We start from the raw sequence: 16,974 nt of genomic DNA, 5'->3' as shown, positions 1-16,974 counted from the left end.
CTGTCAGCTAGCCGCAACCGCTGACGGATTCACTTTTCGGAGACCGCGCGAGCGGCAAGCGAATCCAGGGCAGCTACCCGGCCCCCGAGCCCTCGGTCTTATCCGGCCGAGACCTGAAAGCAGGTATGGCTCGGGGGCCGTTCGCGTGCGCAGGAAGTATTGTCCGAAGGACCGATGAGTGACTTCAGCCGATATAGCGGATGAGGCGAGCAGACAGCCGCGGTGCGAGCTCTCCGTCGGCGTCGACACGTTCTTCGACGTACGCGAGGTCGGCACCATCGACGATGCCGTAGAGGCGCTTGGCACCACCGACGAGGGCACCCGAAGTGGACCGGATGACGACATCGGTCGCGAGTTCCCAGGAAGTCTGATTGAGCGCGTGCCCGTAATAGAGTTCGACGACGCCAGTGCTGTGCGTCAGCAGAAACTCGATGACCTCCGGCGTCTCGCTGCCCTTGACGTCATCACCGGTGATTCGCCAAAAACCGGTTTCGCGAAGGTCTGGGTGCGCGTAGTTGCCGTCGGAGTCGAGGCGCCAAGAGCGAGATTCCCAGCTGAGGTAGGCCCCACCGTCATGCGAGACGACAATTTGCTGCCCGAACGGGTACTCCTGCCCCGACTCGGGATCGCGACCCTCACCTTCGCCGCGCCAGACGCCGACAAGGGGAAGCAGCGCAAGCATCGCTGGATTCAGTTCGGGTCCGAGGCGAAGGTTGGCGGTGTCTTCGGGGTGCGGAAGATCAGGCAACGTCGGAATGTTGCGTGCCGACGCCGCCGCAAACTTCTCGGCAGCTTCGGCGATCGCATCATTGGCGGACCGTGTGGTCTCGCCCGACCCGTCAGCTGCGCTCTCGGTCACGATTCTTCGGTGACCAAGCGATAGACGACGTAGAGCGAGAACGCGATGATGGCTACTGCAGCCAGTGCCAGCAGAAGCTCGAAGAAGATGACCACGACGACGAGTTTAGACCCACCCGATTCACTGCGCAGAATCGCGGTGGGGAGAACCCGGGAGTCGATAGTGCGATTTCCCAGAATTCGGCCCCTGACATCGGGGTTTCACACTCTGTAGCAAACGATGGGGGCTGGGCACGGTAGCTTCTCCAGTGTGGTGTCGGGCGGTCTACGCCCGACATCTTTTGTCTGGTCGAAAGCTGTCTCGAAGTGTGCTGGAGAGGATCTCGAATGCGTCGCCGAACACGTGCGGGCTCGATATTGACCAAGTCCGCGACGCTGGGAGTGGCGCTGCTCCTTGCCGTTCCTGCGGCGGCAGCCGCATCCCCGGACTCGGGCTCGTCCTCGACGGGGTCTGCAGCCGGGTCCTCTTCCGAAGACGACGGCCCGAATATCGACCCGAACAACTTTGCCCAAGAGTGCCCGGACATATTGATGCTCACAGTATCCGGCGCCACCGATTCGGACGCCGATCGTGATCCGCTGAACGAAGAATCCCGCTCGCCGATGTCCAATTGGGTGGGCAACGTGACGCTCCCTGTCGGCCAGGCCGGCGCGAAAAACCCGGGATCGGTCGGTTGGCTCTACGTCCCGTATCCATCGACGTACGGAGTGGGATTCCTGTCCGACGTGCCGACGTACCAGGAATCGGTTGCCGCGGGCGTCGGATCGACCAACCGTCTGCTCGACGAGTACAAGAGCAAGTGCGGCGAGGACACCAAGTTCGTGCTCCTCGGATACAGCGTCGGCGGCGAGGTGGTCGAGCGTGTGGCGATGGAACTCGGACACCGCTCTCCCGATGCGCTCGTCACGGGCGAGGACGTCGCCGGTGTCGCACTCTTGGGGGATCCGTACCGACCTGCGGGCGTACCCAATATCGACGAGCCCGGCCCAACACGCGGTGGGTTCCAGTCGCCGGAGGCCAAGGATTACGGCACGCTGAACGACAAGATGACGTGGGCTTGTCGGCCCTACGATCTCGCGTGCGACGCTCCCGAGAACATTCTCGCGCTGCAACTGGCACTCGGAGTGCTCGGACAGATGCGGCTGACAGTGCTCGACCCCGTCCAGACCGTCGCCGACTTCGCCCGTGCCGTGACTTCCATCGCCACCCGCGCGATCGTCGACATCGTCACCCAGAAGGACTGGGTCGGGTCCGAGGAGACATTGCTCGAAGTGCTCGTCAAAGTTTCCGATCAGACTTACCAGGTCGACGAAGGGAAAGCCCGTGCAGGTCTGACCCCCGAGCGTCTACGCGAAGACCTCGACTGGGCGATGGGGCCAGGAGCCGAGACGGTGCGTGCGAAAGTGCGTGCCGAAGGCGAAGGCCTGCTGGAGAACAACAAGGGGATAATAGACGTCTTCATCGAGCCGTACATCTTTTTCGGATTCCTCCAGCACCTGTTGTACTGGAACAACAATCCGAATGACGGCCGTGTGTGGGAGAGCGAAAAAATTGTCGCCTGGGTGACGGATCTGGCCGAAACCGAACGCGAGAAAAAGGGCGTCGACGACGCACCTCCGGCACCCTCTGAGGTCGATCCCAGCCCAGCTCCGCAAACCCTCCCGACGCCCGGAACCCCCACACGTGACACCGATTTGGGAGCACTGCTCGATTCCTTCGGCATAGTGCTACCGCAGAACTAGACACACACGAAAGAGCCCCGCATCGAAGGAGATCGATGCGGGGCTTTTCGTGTGCTGGGAGTAATCAGGCTCCGACAGTCACATCCGCCGAGTGCACGCCTGCACCCTCCGGGGTGATCACCGCTTCACCGTTGCCGGATGAGGACAGTGCACGCAAGGTCCACTGGCCGGGCGCTGCGAAGAACCGGAAGTCTCCGGTTCCCGACGCCACTACCTCTGCTGTGAACTCGCCGGTGCCGTCGAGCAAACGCACGAATGCGCCGCCCACAGGCTCACCGTCGGTGGCAAGAACACGACCGGTGATGACGGTCTCCTTCTCGACATCGACGCCTGCCGGAATCGTTTGGCCTTGAACGGGCGCTCCGCACATGATCAGTGAACCTCCAACTCGATGGGTGCTCCGACGAGGGAGCCGTACTCGACCCAGCTGCCGTCGTAGTTCTTGACGTCGGACTTGCCGAGAAGTTCCTTCAAAACGAACCAGGTATGGCTCGAGCGCTCGCCGATGCGGCAGTAAGCGATGGTCGCCTTGCCCTCGTCGTAGCCCTTTTCCTTGTACAGCGCCTCGAGGGTGTCGTCGTTCTTGAACGTGCCGTCCTCGTTGGCTGTGGTGCTCCACGGGATATTGATCGCAGAGGGCACGTGTCCACGCTGCTGCGCCTGCTCCTGCGGCAGGTGCGCCGGCGCGAGGATCTTGCCGGAGAACTCGTCGGGGGAGCGCACATCGATGAGGTTCTTGTTGCCGATGGCGTCGATGACCTCGTCGCGGAATGCGCGGATCGACAGGTCGGGCGCTTGTGCCCGGTACTGCGTCGTGTCCCGGGTGACGACATCGCTCGACAGCGGACGACCGTCGAGTTCCCACTTCTTGCGGCCGCCGTCGATGAGCTTGACGTCCTTGTGGCCGTACAACTTGAAGTACCAGTACGCGTACGCGGCGAACCAGTTGTTGTTACCGCCGTACAGCACGATGGTGTCGTCGTTGGCGATTCCCTTCGCCGACAGGAGATCTGAGAACTGGTCCTGGCCGAGGAAGTCGCGGCGAACCGGGTCCTGCAGGTCCTTGCGCCAGTCGAGTTTCACTGCGCCTTCGATGTGACCGCCGTCGTAGGCGCTTGCATCTTCGTCGACCTCGACGAAAACGGTCTTCGTGGCGTTCAGGTTCTGCTCGGCCCAGTCGGCAGAGACCAGGACGTCGGAGCGGGCCATGGGTTTCCTTTCGGTGATGGATATCAGAGGGGAGAAATTGTGTCGGTCGGTGATGGATAGGTGGGTAGGTAGTCAGGCGTGAGCGGGCTGCGGTCGCAGCCGCGCCACGAGGGGATAGATCTGGCAGCCGAGGCACAAAGCGAAGGCCGCATTGAGGAAGGCGGCGAACAATGCGAAGCCAGTGGCCACAGCGCCGAGAGTCGGTAGCCCAGCGGCGAAACCGATGACACCGGCGGTCGCGAACATGAAGCCGACGAGCTGCGCGAACCTCAGTGGCGGTGTCGGCTCGCGTTCGCCGACAGGCGACAACCTCGGTGCGAGAAACAGGGCGAACAATCGGCCGTAAGGGCTGCGCCGTGGACCGAAGGCCGCACCGATCGCGAAGACCACGGCCTGCGCAGCCAGAAGCACTGCCGCGGCAGCAACGGAGAAGGACGACAGCAGCAGAACTACGACGAGTACGGCGGTGGTGATCCAGGCCGCGAATCGCGGGCCACGGGCATCGACTTGTTCGACCGCGGAATGTAGGTCAGTAGACATCGAGAAAGTGCTCCTGCGCTTGATTTGTTGAACGAATCGGTTGTCGAGGCGGGTCCGAAGTACGGAACCAGCACATCTGCAGAGGGGTAATGAAGGATCTACCCGTGATCGCCTGAAAGTTTTCCGGAGTGCGCACCATGGGCACCGGCGGAACGAGGGATCAGCAGCAGCGACAGCAACAACCGCCCAGTCGGCACAGGTCTACCGTGCGACGACTGGTGAGCAACAGCTCATGGCGGGACAACACATCGAACACCATACCCTGAGAAGTCCGACCAGTAGAACTACAGGTCGAGTAACGCAGCTTCGAGGGCGGCCGCTTTCGGGACTCCGGCAATCCGAACGCGCTGGTTCAGCTGCCCGTCGAGAACGAATGTCGTCGGAAGCGACAGGACGCCCAGCTCCCGGGCGAGCGCCTGATGTTCGTCGATGTCGAGCTCGAGCTCGGTGGGACCGTCCAGTTCGGCGAGCACTTGTCCCACCACGCGTCGCACAGCACTGCAGGGGCCACACCAGTCGGCGGAGAAGTGCAGAATCGTGGCGTGCCCTACCACCGCGCCGGCGTCCCTCAGCATGGCGTTCAAGCGCGGGGAAGTTCCCTCCGCGGCTGCGTGCCGCACCTTTCCGGCGCGTGAGGTGAGGATTACGCCGACCACCGATGCAGCAACCAATACGACAACGAGAATTGTGATTCCGGTCATGACTTTTCGATCTGGTCCAAGTCGATCGTCACATTCTCCGCCGAGCCTTCGATCACGATCTGCGAACCCTCCGCATAGACATCGGTAGGGAGCACTCCGAACGGAAGCGTCTGTCGCTCTATCGTCTTGGTGAACTGACCGAGTACAGCAGACTTCGCGAAGTCTGGGATCGTGAAGTCTGCACTGCCTTCGGGGCCGAAGTAGAAATCGGTGGCGACGACGCTCACCCGATCACCATCGAGAATCAGATCTGCCTGGACGCTGACTTCGGTTTCGACCGGGCCGACAGGAACGGTGCCGGTAAGCACTACTCCGCCGTTCGTCGTCTTTCCGGACCCACCCGAACCGCCCGTGCCGTCCGACTTGTCGGCGGGTGGCGCAGAAACCTGCAGGTCGACGATGCCGAGGAAGCGTCCGAGGTCTGTCGCTTCGATGCGCACCCGACCGTCGAGTTTATCGACGGGAACGGTCTGAACCGACCCATCGGCCAAATCCGACAGGGGGATCGATACGCCACGCAGATTGGCTTCGATGGTCGTCGACCCGACGAAATCGCTGGGGACGTCCTGTGCCCGGACCTCCACGTTCTGGTACTTGCCTTCGGCGGCCTGGGTCAGAAAAGGGAAACCGTGAATCGTGACCTGAGGGTCGGAGGTGAGGTCCCCGCCCTCACGAATTGCGCGCGAGACGCGGTACTCGGAGTAGGCCGCAACCCCGAAGTCGACGACAAGAGCGAGTGCCAGCAGACTCACGAGACCGATGATCAGTTTGCGCATGGGGACCATTGTGACCGACGGATCCGGGACTGCGTTGAACGGTGGTCCCCGTTGGCAAGTTAGTCTTACCCCCTGAGAAAGCCGTCGGCTTCGCTCCGAAGACGGCGTCCCGCCGAGAATTCGACTCAGTTCGATATCGGCACGACAGCGGTAAGAATAGAGGCTGTGTGGAGCTCCTGCTTCTGACCTCCGATCCGAACCCGGAGGCCGTTCTACCGTCGCTTGCGCTTCTGTCGCACAATGTGCGGCCTGTTCCCACGGAAGTTTCCTCACTCCTCGAGGCGGGTTCCGCCGACATCGCCCTGGTCGACGCTCGCACCGACTTGGCCGCCGCACGCGGGTTGTGCCGGTTGCTGGGCAGTACCGGTTCGGCGATCCCGGTGGTGGCCGTACTCACCGAGGGCGGTCTCGTCGCCGTCAACTCCGAATGGGGCCTGGACGACATTCTTCTTCCCGGCACCGGGCCCGCTGAGATCGATGCCCGACTCCGTCTACTCGTCGCACGTTCCGGGGGAGCGGCAAGTCCGGAGGCGTCGGGAAAAATCACTCTCGGCGAACTCGTCATCGACGAGGGCACCTACACTGCACGGCTGCGCGGGCGCCCACTCGATCTGACGTACAAGGAGTTCGAACTCCTCAAGTATCTGGCTTTGCATGCCGGGCGAGTCTTCACGCGTGCGCAGTTGCTCCAAGAGGTGTGGGGATACGACTTCTTCGGTGGCACTCGAACAGTGGACGTGCATGTTCGACGCCTACGCGCGAAACTCGGCACCGAGTACGAGTCGCTGATCGGTACTGTTCGGAACGTCGGATACAAGGCGGTGCGCCCGTCCCGCACCGCAAAGGGCGGGCCGGTCGCTACAGGTCACGAAGACGATGGCCATGACGGCGCCGAGTCGACCTCGATCAACGGCACGACCCAGGGAAGTGCGGCTCAGTAGATGAACTCCTCGTTCGAAATCTTCCGATTCCACTCCGCCGCGATGACCTCGGAGGTGTCCGAGGCAGTCAAGGCGGTGGTGTCACGTGCCGCCGTCACCGACGGCACCGCTCCCCTGTCGGAACAGGCTGTCAAAGCCATCTCGGCGGACAAGGCCATCTCGGCGGACAAGTCGGTGCAGCACCTGGTTGTTTCCGAGGGCACTCGTATCGTCGGCTACGCGGGCATCGCAGCTGGTTCGGACGAGGCTCCGCCGATGGCTGAAGTCGTCGTGGATCCGGAGTTCCGCGGCCGAGGCGCAGGGCGAAGCCTCGTCGACCGTGCACTGTCCGAGGGCGGTGACGGAGCCCGAGTCTGGGCCCACGGAAACCTCGAACCGGCACAGGCAGTCGCCGCCCGGCTCGGTCTGACGGTGGCTCGTGAACTGCTGCAAATGCGTCGCTCGCTGAGAGCGCCGGAACTGCCGGAAGTGATTGTGCCGGAAAGTATTACACTGCGCACGTACGAAGGGGCTCGCGACGATACGGAACTTCTTCGCGTCAACAGTGCAGCGTTTGCCTGGCATCCCGAACAAGGCGGCTGGACCGCGAAGGACATTGCCGAACGCCGCGACGAAGAATGGTTCGACCCGGTCGGGGTGTTCCTCGCTTTCGAAGAAGGTACCGATCATCTGCTCGGCTTTCACTGGACGAAAGTGCACGCCGCCGAGGCAGGCGAAGACGAGATCGGCGAGGTCTACGTCGTCGGTATCGACCCGGCGTCGCAGGGGCGTGGTCTCGGTCGGGTTCTGACCCTCGCAGGCCTGCACTACCTGCGCGACCGACAGCTTGCCGAAGTGCTGCTCTACGTCGAGGCGGACAATACAGCTGCGGTGCACACCTACGAACGTCTCGGTTTTTCGCGTTTCCACGTCGACACGGCGTATACACGCCCATAAACGGACAAATGCCCGCTCTGTTCATTCTCCGTTCACTGTTTCGGGGGTAGCTGTCAACCGGCTCCCTTTACGTTTTGCTGGTGGGTAGCGCAGACGCTGCCCTTTTAAGCGACAACGGCAACAAGAATCCTCGGAGGAAACGGTGAACCTCAAGCGCAATGCTGCTTTGATCAGCGCAGTGGCGATCAGTGCCATGCTGCTGACAGCGTGCGGCAGCGACTCGAACGTGGAATCGGCATCCGGGACGGATACGGCCGCCTCATGTGAGGGCAAATCCCCGCTGACGGGCGAAGGAAGCTCTGCTCAACAGAACGCGATGTCCAACTTCACTTCGGTTTACGCGGGCGTGTGCTCCGGTAAGGCTGTCGAGTACACGACGAGTGGTTCGGGCAACGGCCGCACCCAGTTCGTCGCCGGCCTCGTGGACTTCGCAGGCTCGGACTCGGCCATCAAGGCAGAGCAGGCCGCCGCGGCTGCCGAGCGGTGCCAGGCTAACCCCGCCTGGAACCTTCCGCTCGTATTCGGCCCGGTTGCTATCGCCTACAACCTCGACGGTGTCGACAACCTCGTCGTTACTCCCGACCTCGCGGCCCGCATGTTCACCGGCCAGATCACCAGCTGGAACGACCCGGCAGTTGCCGCTGTCAACGAGGGCGTCTCGCTGCCGGCAACCCCCATCACGCCGATCTACCGCTCCGACTCCTCGGGCACCAGCGACAACTTTCAGCGCTTCCTCGCAGCGTCCGCGCCCGAGGCGTGGACACTCGACCACAGCTCCGATTGGGCCGGCGGCGTCGGCGAAGGCGCGAACGGCTCCTCCGGGGTCGCACAGGCAGTCGCTGCGACTCCTGGCTCGATCACCTACGTCGAGAAGGGCTTCGCAGACCAGGAAAGTCTCGGCACCGCCGATGTCGACTTCGGCAATGGGCCGGTCGAGCTGAGCAGTGAGACCGCGGGCGCGGCCATCGATACTGCCGCGTTCTCCGGCGAGGGCAACGACCTCGTCATCGATATCGACGCCCTCTACGCCAGCGACATCGAGAATTCCTACCCGCTGGTTCTTGCAACCTACGAAGTTGTCTGCTCGAAGGGTTACGACGCCGACACCAGCGCGGCTGTGAAGTCCTTCCTGCTCAGTGCCGCAAACGAAGGCCAGCAGGGTCTCGAGGAAGCAGGCTACGTTCCGCTGCCCGAGTCTTTCAAGGAGCGTTTGGTCACTGCGATCAACGCGATCGCCTGATTCAATGAGACGAGAGCCTGTGTCGATGCTGTGCAATGACAACCGAGGCATCGAGCAGGTCTCGTCCTCGACCACCACACGAGAGACGTGAACGGTATGAGCGACACCCACTCGATCACCGGCGATACGTCCGCGGATGAATCCACCGCGACCGACGCGCCGCGGAACACGGAAGAGTCCAAAAAATTGCCGGACAAGAAGGCCAAGGGCGGTACCGTCACTCGCCCAGGTGACCGAATCTTCGCCACCCTCGCCAAGGGGTCTGGTGTCTTCATCATCGTGCTCATCGCTGCCATCGCATTGTTCTTGCTGTGGCGGGCGATCCCGGCGCTACAGAACAACACGGTCAACTTTCTGACGTACAACGGCAGCTGGAACACCTCGGACACTTCGGCAATGTTGTTCGGAATCCGGGACCTGTTCTTGGTAACCGTGACCGTGTCGATTTTCGCTCTGGTTCTGGCGATGCCGGTCGCGCTCGGAATTGCGGTCTATCTCACCAACTACGCGCCCAAGAAGGTCTCGGGACCCTTGGCCTACATCATCGATCTGCTCGCTGCTGTGCCGTCGATCGTCTTCGGACTCTGGGGCCTCTACGTCCTGGCACCGGCCATCAGCCCGTTCGCGGAATGGCTCAACACCAATCTCGCCTGGTTCCCGCTCTTCGCGACCGGTTCGGTATCGATCGCCGGTGGAGGAACTATATTTACCGGCGGCATCGTGCTCGCCGTCATGGTCCTTCCGATCATCGCCGCAGTGACGCGTGAAGTGTTCGTCCAGACGCCGAAAGGGCAGATCGAGGCAGCCCTCGCGCTCGGCGCAACTCGGTGGGAAGTCGTCCGGACTACCGTCATCCCATTCGGAAAATCTGGATTCGTCAGTGGCTCGATGCTCGGGCTCGGACGCGCTCTCGGCGAGACCATCGCGCTGTACATCATCATCCGCAGCACGCAATCTACTTTCGGATGGACACTTTTCGACGGCGGAAACACCTTTGCAACGAAGATCGCGCTCGCGGCAGGTGAGTTCAACAACCAGCTGCAGGCGGGTGCCTATATCGCGGCCGGGCTCGTTCTCTTCGTTCTCACCTTTGTCGTCAACGCGGGTGCTCGTGCCGCCATCGCCGGAAAGAAGGCCTAGGAGCCATGACCGCAACGCTGGACCGCCCGGTCAAGGAACAGACCTTCAAGGGTGTCAGTCCTCGGCGCAAGTTCACCAACGGATTCGCGACAGTACTGGTCAGTCTGTCCGTGTTGGTCGCGCTGGTTCCACTCATCTGGGTGCTGTACACGGTGATCTCTCGCGGCATCGGAGCAGTAGACAACCTCGAGTGGTGGACGAATTCGCAAGCAGGCCTCACTCAGTTCATAGCTGGCGGTGGCGCTTATCACGCCATAGTCGGCACACTCATACAGGGATTGTTCTGCGCGTTGATTTCGATTCCGATCGGTGTCTTCGTCGCCATCTATCTCGTCGAATACGGTGTCGGAACGCGCCTCGCGAAAGTGACGACCTTCATGGTCGACATTCTGACCGGTGTCCCGTCCATCGTCGCCGCGCTGTTCATCTACACGCTGTGGATCGCCACGTTCGGTTTCGACCGGTCCGGCATCGCCGTCGCGCTTGCCTTGGTCCTGTTGATGATCCCGGTGATCGTGCGGTCGTCCGAGGAGATGCTGCGTATCGTTCCGCAGGATCTGCGCGAGGCGTCGTATGCACTCGGTGTGCCGAAATGGAAGACCATCGCGAAGATCGTCGTGCCAACGGCACTTTCCGGCATCGTCACCGGCATCATGCTCGCACTGGCCCGTGTCATGGGTGAGACTGCGCCGGTGCTGATTCTGGTCGGCTCCGCCACCGCGATCAACTTCAACTTGTTCGAAGGGCCGCAGACGTCCTTGCCGCTCATGATGGTCGACCTGCAGAAAGCAGGAACCGGCGTACTCACCAGCGAGCGGATGTGGGGAGCAGCACTGACGCTGATCCTGATCATCGCTTTGCTCAACATCGGCGCGAAGTTGGTCTCCAAGTTCTTCTCTCCCAAGAGCTTCTGACCACTGCGCTACACACGAATCTCCCCGCTCGCGAAACCCAGGAGCCAATCATGGCAAAACGTCTCGACCTGAAAGACGTCAATATCTTCTACGGCAAGTTTCAGGCCGTCGCAGGGGTCACCCTCGCAGTTCCCCCGCGTGGAGTGACAGCCTTCATCGGGCCCTCCGGCTGCGGCAAGTCCACAGTTCTACGATCGCTCAACCGTATGCATGAGGTGATACCGGGTGCGCGCGTCGAAGGATCTGTGCTCCTTGACGGTGAGGACATCTACGGGTCCAACGTCGATCCGGTCGGTGTGCGTCGCACCATCGGCATGGTCTTCCAGCGCCCGAACCCTTTTCCGACTATGTCGATTCGGGACAACGTCGTCGCAGGTCTGAAGCTACAGGGTGGACAAAGTAAGAAGGAGCTCGACGAGGTCGCCGAGCGCTCCCTCAAAGGTGCGAACCTGTGGAACGAGGTCAAAGATCGCCTCGACAAGCCCGGTGGCGGGCTCTCCGGCGGACAGCAACAGCGCCTGTGCATTGCCCGTGCCATCGCAGTGCAGCCCGACGTCCTCCTCATGGACGAGCCGTGCTCGGCGCTGGACCCGATCTCCACGCTTGCCATCGAAGACCTCATCAGCGAGCTGAAAAAGGACTTCACGATCGTCATCGTCACGCACAACATGCAGCAGGCCGCACGCGTGAGCGATCAGACCGGCTTCTTCAATCTCGAAGCTACCGGCAAGCCCGGCAAGCTCGTCGAGATCGACGACACCGAGAAGATTTTCTCCAATCCGACCCAGAAAGCCACCGAGGACTACATCTCCGGTCGCTTCGGCTAGGGAAACAGATGAAGAGAACCCCCGAACGCTGAGCGTTCGGGGGTTTTTCTTGTGCACGTCCAGATGAAAAGAACCCCCGAACGCTGAGCGTTCGGGGGTTTTTCTTGTGCACGTCCAGGAGACTTGGACCGATCAGGAGCTGGGCAGGTGTGTGTTGCTCAGCTCGGTCGGCATTTCACCGGTGGCGAGGAAGATGACTCGACGTCCGACCTCGACTGCGTGGTCGGCAAAGCGCTCGTAGAACCTACCGAGAAGGGTGACGTCTACAGCTGCGGCGACACCGTGACTCCATTCGCGATCCATCAGCACCGTGAACAGGTGACGATGGAGGTCATCCATCGCCTCGTCCTCCTCGTGGAGCTTGGCGGCGCGCTCCGGATCACGAGTTTCGAGGACCTCGCGTGCAGATGCTCCGAGTTGAACGGCAATTCGACCCATTTCGGCGAAGTATCCGTTGACCTCCTCGGGGAGAGCGTTGTTGGGGTGACGACGCCGGGTGATCTTCGCGACGTGCAGGGCGAGGGCCCCCATCCGCTCGATGTCGGCGACGATCTGGATCCCTGATACGACCGAGCGGAGATCTCCGGCGACCGGAGCTTGGAGCGCGAGGAGGGTGAATGCCCTCTCTTCGGCGACGGTACTCAGTTCGGATATCTTGTCGTGATCGGAGATGACCTGCTCGGCGAGGAGCAAATCTGCTTGTAGTAGTGACTGAGTTGCCTTCTCCATCGCAGAGCCGGCCAGTGTGGCCATCTGTCCGAGGATATCGGCAAGGTCGTTCATCTGTTCTGTGTAGGCGACGCGCATACCAGCGAGTTTAGTTGGTCGCACCCATATGGTCACCGTCGAGAGGGTGAACGGAGCGTGAATGGCTTGCTCAGGCGCAGGTATCGTCGGCGGCGTTTGTGAACGACAAATCCTCGGGCAACGGCGCGGCTTCGGTCGAACCCTGAACTTGCGTGGCTTCGATCGGCTCACCGAACGCCGTCGGTGCAGTGGTGTACCCGGGATAGTCCGAGCCGAGCACGACCTCGACGATGCTGTCGAGCCCCTGCGCTTGCTCGATGACTGCACCGGGCATTGCCGACGCCACCGTTGCAGCCTCGGATTCCTGGCCCTCCGAGTAGCGGACGACGGTCTGCTTGGCTGTTCCGACGAAGTTACCGACTTCGAGAATCTGGAAACCGTAGGTGGACAGTTCGCTGGACGCAGTGGCCGCCATCCCTACCTTCTCGGAAGCATTGGAGACCTGGATCGAGACGGTTGTCGGATCGACTGCCAGCAGCGGCGCTGTCGGTTGATCCGACGGCTCCGCGCTGGGCGGCGGGTCTTTACGTTCTTCGCCGGGCAACGGATCATCGTTGATGATGGCACTGAAGATCACCGCAATGGCGTCGTCGATCGGGATCTCGTTGCCCCAGCCGTTGGTACCCGAAGTGGGGATCGTCAGGAAGGTGACGGCTCCTGCGTCGACGTTCTGCAGGGAACGGCCGAGAGTAACGAGGTCTTTGGTCTTCACGTTCTCGACGAAGGTGTCGCTGGTGAAGGCGCTGACGAACCCGTTGAGCTTTCCTGGGTCGAGCAGGACCTTGTTCGAGAGCGCAGAGCGCAGTAGGGAGGACAGGAACCGTTGTTGACGCTTGATACGCCCGTAGTCGCCGTTGCCCTCGCTTTCCACATTGCGTGCGCGTACGTAGTTCAACGCCGTGCGGCCGTCGATACGTTGCTCCCCAGCTGTTTGCAGCACAGTGCCGAGTTCATAGTCGATCAGGGGTTGCGGCGTGCAGACTTCGACGCCACCCACTTCGTCCACCATCGATTCGAATCCGGCGAAGTCCATACCGACGAAGTGGCTGATCTTCAAGCCGGAGATCTTCTGGATCGTCTTGACGAGGCACTTGGGCCCGCCGAGCGCATAGGTCGCGTTGAGCTTGTCGCCGTCCGCTGACGGGTACATCTCGCCGGTGTACGTGTTGTTGGAATTGTCGAAGCCCTCGCATTCAGGGCGAACAACATCGAGGTCGCGTGGGAACGAGACTGCGACGACACGGCTTCGATCAGCAGGAATGTTGACCAGCATGACGGTATCCGAGCGGGCGCCCTCTGCATCGGCAACCGTGCCTGCGCCGACCTCGCCGCTGGCACCGGTACGAGTGTCTGTTCCGACGATCAGATAAGTCTCGTCACCATATTGACCGGCAGCGTCCACGACGTCCGTCGAATCCATGTCCAGGGCGGCGACCTGTGCGAACCCTTTGTCGGTGCTCCGAAGGTACCCCCAGACCATTCCGGTGAGGGTGAGCGCGAGAATTGCGACGAGGGAGACGAATCCGCGGCCGATGTTGCGAAGTCGCTTTTGCCGACGCACTTTGCTCATGGCCAAACGGGTCAGGACCGGCCGATCATCGGCAGGGACGCCGACGGCCTCGGGCAACGCAACGACCGGGGGTGGGCTCACCGGTGGCGGGGTCGAGTCCGTAATCGGATCGATCTTTTCAGTGGGTTCATCGAGGTCGGGTCGGCTGGGCCACGCTCGAACAGGCGGCGTCTCGGCGGGTGGATCGTCGTCGGCCATCTTGTCCACGAGATCGGCTACCGATACCGAGTCGGACTTCCGAGAGGAACGCTTGCCTAGCCGGTTGAATTTACTGCTGGGCGTTTCGCTGTCCGCGGACTCGACGGTTGGCTCGGGCACTCGGCGGTCGGATACAGACGGGGAGGATGACGGCGGATTCGACGCCACCGGCACGCTACTCGGTGACCGAGGCTCGTGTGAGATTCGGGAGATCGGACGCTCCCAGGGAGCTCGTCCTTCGGGCGCAGGTGGGCCCGAGTCTCGATCGTCACCCACGAATGTGAACCTGGCCTTCCGGGTATCGCTCTTGCCGCCGAGTCAGGCGATCCTCGCAATGATACTGAGGAAACCTGTGGGGTCCACTCCGGCCGATCCTCGCGGCCGTGACCTCGGTCAGCCGCCGGAATTCATCAAATCCGCCCCCACGGGCACTCGATCGTCCTCGGGGTCGTCGAGCCATCCCTCGGGCAGTGACACAACGCCAGGCGAACCCTGTCTGCCCCGTGGGCCTTCGGCATCTTTCGGGAATGCCACTGTCGGATCGAGTTGACCGAGAAGATCGTCCAACTCGGTCAAGGTCTTCACCAATGCCATCGCCACGCGTAGGTCGGATCCGGCTGGAAAACCACGCAAATACCACGACACGTGCTTGCGCAGTTCACGAAGACCCTTGTTCTCGCCATGGTGCGCAGCCAGAAGTTCGGCATGGCGACGGATGATGACGGTGACCTCGCCGAGTGTCGGGGGCGTAGGCTCTGCGCGCCCCGCGAAGCGTGCACTGAGTTCGGCGAACAACCACGGACGTCCCAGACATCCTCGACCGACGACGACTCCGTCACAACCGGTTTCGGCCATCATCCGAACGGCGTCCGATGCCGAGAAGATGTCGCCGTTACCGAGAATGGGGACATCGGTGACGTGCTCTTTCAACCGAGCGATCTCACTCCAGTCGGCTGTTCCCGAATACCGCTGCGAGGCCGTACGTGCGTGCAGCGCAACGGCTGCCGCCCCTTCGCCTGCTGCGATTCGGCCGGCGTCGAGGTGTGTGTGATGTTCTTCGTCGATACCGACGCGGAACTTGACCGTCACCGGAATCGACGTCCCCTCTGTCGCTTTCACTGCGGCCGCCACTATGCGTCCGAACAGTTTGCGCTTGTAGGGGAGCGCAGCGCCACCGCCTTTTCGCGTCACCTTCGGAACGGGGCAACCGAAGTTCAGGTCGATGTGGTCGGCGAGGTTGTCATCGACGATCATCTTCGCCGCGGCGTAGGTCGTGTCCGGATCCACGGTGTAGAGCTGCAATGACCGCGGGGTTTCGATCGGACCGAAGGTCGTCATGTGCATCGTGGCGGGCTGGCGCTCGACGAGCGCACGAGCGGTGACCATCTCGCAGACATACAGGCCGGACGTACTGCCGGCACGCGCTATCTCCTGCTCTCGGCACAATGTGCGGAACGCCACATTGGTCACACCTGCCATCGGAGCGAGAACAACGGGACTGTTCAGCTCGAGCGAGCCGATCTGCAATGTCATGGGAGAAGCCTCTTGAATCTGTGGACGGGTTAAAATGCCGTGTGCCCGGCACCGATACCGGTACCGGGCACACGGCATCTAAATTCAGGAGGCGCGTGCCTCTGCTTTGGCGGCTTCGCGTGCGAGGGAACGATCACGCATTTCCTCGAACTTGGTGGCCTGACGCTCGAGGTCTTCGAGGAACACCGCCAGTTCTTCACGCTTGGATTCCCCGACACCGGTGAAGTCCTCGCGTTCGAAGATCTGCCACTTCCGTAGCACTGGCCACACCACGTCTTCGAGGTGCTGACGCAGATCGTAGATGCCGTGCTTGGCCATCAACACACCGTTGCGGCGGAAGTTCGGCATCCCGGCACCAGGCATCTGGAAGTTCATCACGATATGCGAGATCGCTTCCAACGTCTGATCCGGCGCGATGTCGAGCGCGGCAGCGGTGACGTTGCGGTAGAACATCATGTGCAGGTTCTCATCCGCCGCGATGCGCTGAAGCATCCGGTCGGCGATCGGGTCGTCGCACACCTTGCCGGTGTTGCGATGCGAGACACGCGTGGCGAGTTCCTGGAAGGTAACGTACGAGACCGAATGCAACAGTCCGGTTTCTGCGCCCGCCGGCGAGGCGAAACCGTTGGTCATGTGAATCATCCGGGCCTGCTCGAGCGCGACCGGATCGACACCGCGGGTGACCACCAGGTAGTCGCGCATGACGATGCCGTGCCGGTTCTCTTCGGCGGTCCACCGTCCCACCCAGGTGCCCCAGGCGCCGTCCTGTGAAAAGTTTTCGGCGATCTCGCGGTGGTAGGAGGGCAGATTGTCCTCGGTGAGCAGGTTGGTGATCATCGCTGCTCGCGCTACCTCGGAGAGTTTGCTCTGCTCCGGTTCGTAGTCCACCCCACCGAGTGCGGCGAAGTTGCGGCCTTCGTCCCACGGCACGTAATCGTGCGGGTGCCACTCCTTCGCCATCGACATGTGGCGGTTCACGTTGTCTTCCGCAACAGGAACCAGCTCGTGTAGCAGCTCCAGCTGTGTCAGATCCCTCGCCAT

At 61.9% G+C, this 16,974-nt stretch carries 17 protein-coding genes; 7 read left to right on the top strand and 10 right to left on the bottom strand.

The features are described 5' to 3' along the window. Nucleotides 1–184: 184 nt before the first annotated feature. Nucleotides 185–859, bottom strand: a complete 675-nt coding sequence (locus BJI47_RS19235; RefSeq protein ID WP_088945256.1) for an FABP family protein — start codon at nt 857–859, stop codon at nt 185–187. 326 nt (nt 860–1,185) lie between these two features. Between BJI47_RS19235 and BJI47_RS19230 the strand changes: the two genes are divergently transcribed. Beyond that, on the top strand, nt 1,186–2,601 hold the full coding sequence (locus BJI47_RS19230) for a cutinase family protein (protein WP_088945255.1): 1,416 nt from the start codon (nt 1,186–1,188) through the stop codon (nt 2,599–2,601). Nucleotides 2,602–2,665: 64 nt separating this feature from the next. On the opposite strand, the gene BJI47_RS19225 is transcribed toward BJI47_RS19230, so the two are convergent. The 5 genes from BJI47_RS19225 to BJI47_RS19205 form a co-directional block, all read right to left on the bottom strand. Then, nucleotides 2,666–2,971, bottom strand: coding sequence for a DUF1416 domain-containing protein (locus BJI47_RS19225; protein WP_088945254.1), 306 nt, complete (start codon nt 2,969–2,971; stop codon nt 2,666–2,668). Nucleotides 2,972–2,973: 2 nt separating this feature from the next. Beyond that, complete coding sequence (locus BJI47_RS19220; protein ID WP_088945253.1) at nt 2,974–3,810, bottom strand: sulfurtransferase; 837 nt, start codon at nt 3,808–3,810, stop codon at nt 2,974–2,976. Between the two features lie 72 nt (nt 3,811–3,882). Then, complete coding sequence (locus BJI47_RS19215; protein WP_088945252.1) at nt 3,883–4,350, bottom strand: DUF4395 domain-containing protein; 468 nt, start codon at nt 4,348–4,350, stop codon at nt 3,883–3,885. A gap of 284 nt (nt 4,351–4,634) precedes the next feature. Next, nucleotides 4,635–5,051: a thioredoxin family protein gene (locus BJI47_RS19210; RefSeq protein WP_088945251.1), complete on the bottom strand. Its 417-nt coding sequence runs from the start codon at nt 5,049–5,051 to the stop codon at nt 4,635–4,637. Beyond that, a complete protein-coding gene (locus BJI47_RS19205; RefSeq protein ID WP_176224971.1) occupies nt 5,048–5,827 on the bottom strand; it encodes an LmeA family phospholipid-binding protein in 780 nt (259 codons plus the stop codon). The genes BJI47_RS19210 and BJI47_RS19205 overlap by 4 nt, the downstream gene beginning before the upstream one ends. A gap of 167 nt (nt 5,828–5,994) precedes the next feature. Here BJI47_RS19205 and BJI47_RS19200 point away from each other — a divergent pair, with 167 nt between their 5' ends. The 6 genes from BJI47_RS19200 to pstB all read left to right on the top strand — a co-directional run bounded on the left by BJI47_RS19200 (nt 5,995) and on the right by pstB (nt 11,825). Continuing rightward, on the top strand, nt 5,995–6,768 hold the full coding sequence (locus BJI47_RS19200; protein ID WP_088945249.1) for a response regulator transcription factor: 774 nt from the start codon (nt 5,995–5,997) through the stop codon (nt 6,766–6,768). Further along, nucleotides 6,769–7,704: a mycothiol synthase gene (mshD, locus tag BJI47_RS19195; RefSeq protein WP_088945248.1), complete on the top strand. Its 936-nt coding sequence runs from the start codon at nt 6,769–6,771 to the stop codon at nt 7,702–7,704. It abuts the gene before it with no gap. Nucleotides 7,705–7,846: 142 nt separating this feature from the next. Continuing rightward, a complete protein-coding gene (pstS, locus tag BJI47_RS19190; protein ID WP_088945247.1) occupies nt 7,847–8,944 on the top strand; it encodes a phosphate ABC transporter substrate-binding protein PstS in 1,098 nt (365 codons plus the stop codon). Nucleotides 8,945–9,040: 96 nt separating this feature from the next. Further along, on the top strand, nt 9,041–10,084 hold the full coding sequence (gene pstC / locus BJI47_RS19185; protein ID WP_088945388.1) for a phosphate ABC transporter permease subunit PstC: 1,044 nt from the start codon (nt 9,041–9,043) through the stop codon (nt 10,082–10,084). A 5-nt stretch (nt 10,085–10,089) separates the two neighbouring features. Then, nucleotides 10,090–10,998, top strand: coding sequence for a phosphate ABC transporter permease PstA (gene pstA, locus BJI47_RS19180; protein WP_088945246.1), 909 nt, complete (start codon nt 10,090–10,092; stop codon nt 10,996–10,998). Between the two features lie 50 nt (nt 10,999–11,048). Continuing rightward, the gene (pstB, locus tag BJI47_RS19175) at nt 11,049–11,825 is read left to right on the top strand and encodes a phosphate ABC transporter ATP-binding protein PstB (RefSeq protein WP_088945245.1); all 777 of its coding nucleotides are present in this window, start codon (nt 11,049–11,051) and stop codon (nt 11,823–11,825) included. 132 nt (nt 11,826–11,957) lie between these two features. Here pstB and phoU read toward each other — a convergent pair whose 3' ends face one another. From phoU to BJI47_RS19155, 4 genes are all read right to left on the bottom strand, one after another. After that, nucleotides 11,958–12,632 carry a phosphate signaling complex protein PhoU gene (gene phoU, locus BJI47_RS19170; RefSeq protein ID WP_088945244.1) on the bottom strand — a complete coding sequence of 225 codons (675 nt, stop codon included), beginning with the start codon at nt 12,630–12,632 and terminating at the stop codon, nt 11,958–11,960. Nucleotides 12,633–12,702: 70 nt separating this feature from the next. Further along, a complete protein-coding gene (locus BJI47_RS19165) occupies nt 12,703–14,676 on the bottom strand; it encodes an LCP family protein (protein WP_088945243.1) in 1,974 nt (657 codons plus the stop codon). 117 nt (nt 14,677–14,793) lie between these two features. Next, nucleotides 14,794–15,933, bottom strand: coding sequence for a tRNA dihydrouridine synthase DusB (dusB, locus tag BJI47_RS19160; protein WP_088945242.1), 1,140 nt, complete (start codon nt 15,931–15,933; stop codon nt 14,794–14,796). 84 nt (nt 15,934–16,017) lie between these two features. Then, nucleotides 16,018–16,974: acyl-ACP desaturase (locus tag BJI47_RS19155; protein ID WP_088945241.1), on the bottom strand; the 957-nt coding region annotated here is incomplete at its 5' end.

The sequence above is a fragment of the Rhodococcus sp. 1168 genome (genome assembly GCF_002091955.1).
In the GTDB taxonomy this organism is placed as follows: Bacteria; Actinomycetota; Actinomycetes; order Mycobacteriales; family Mycobacteriaceae; genus Rhodococcoides.
Note: the sequence above shows the minus strand (reverse complement) of the source record. Positions and strands in the feature narration are given on the sequence as shown.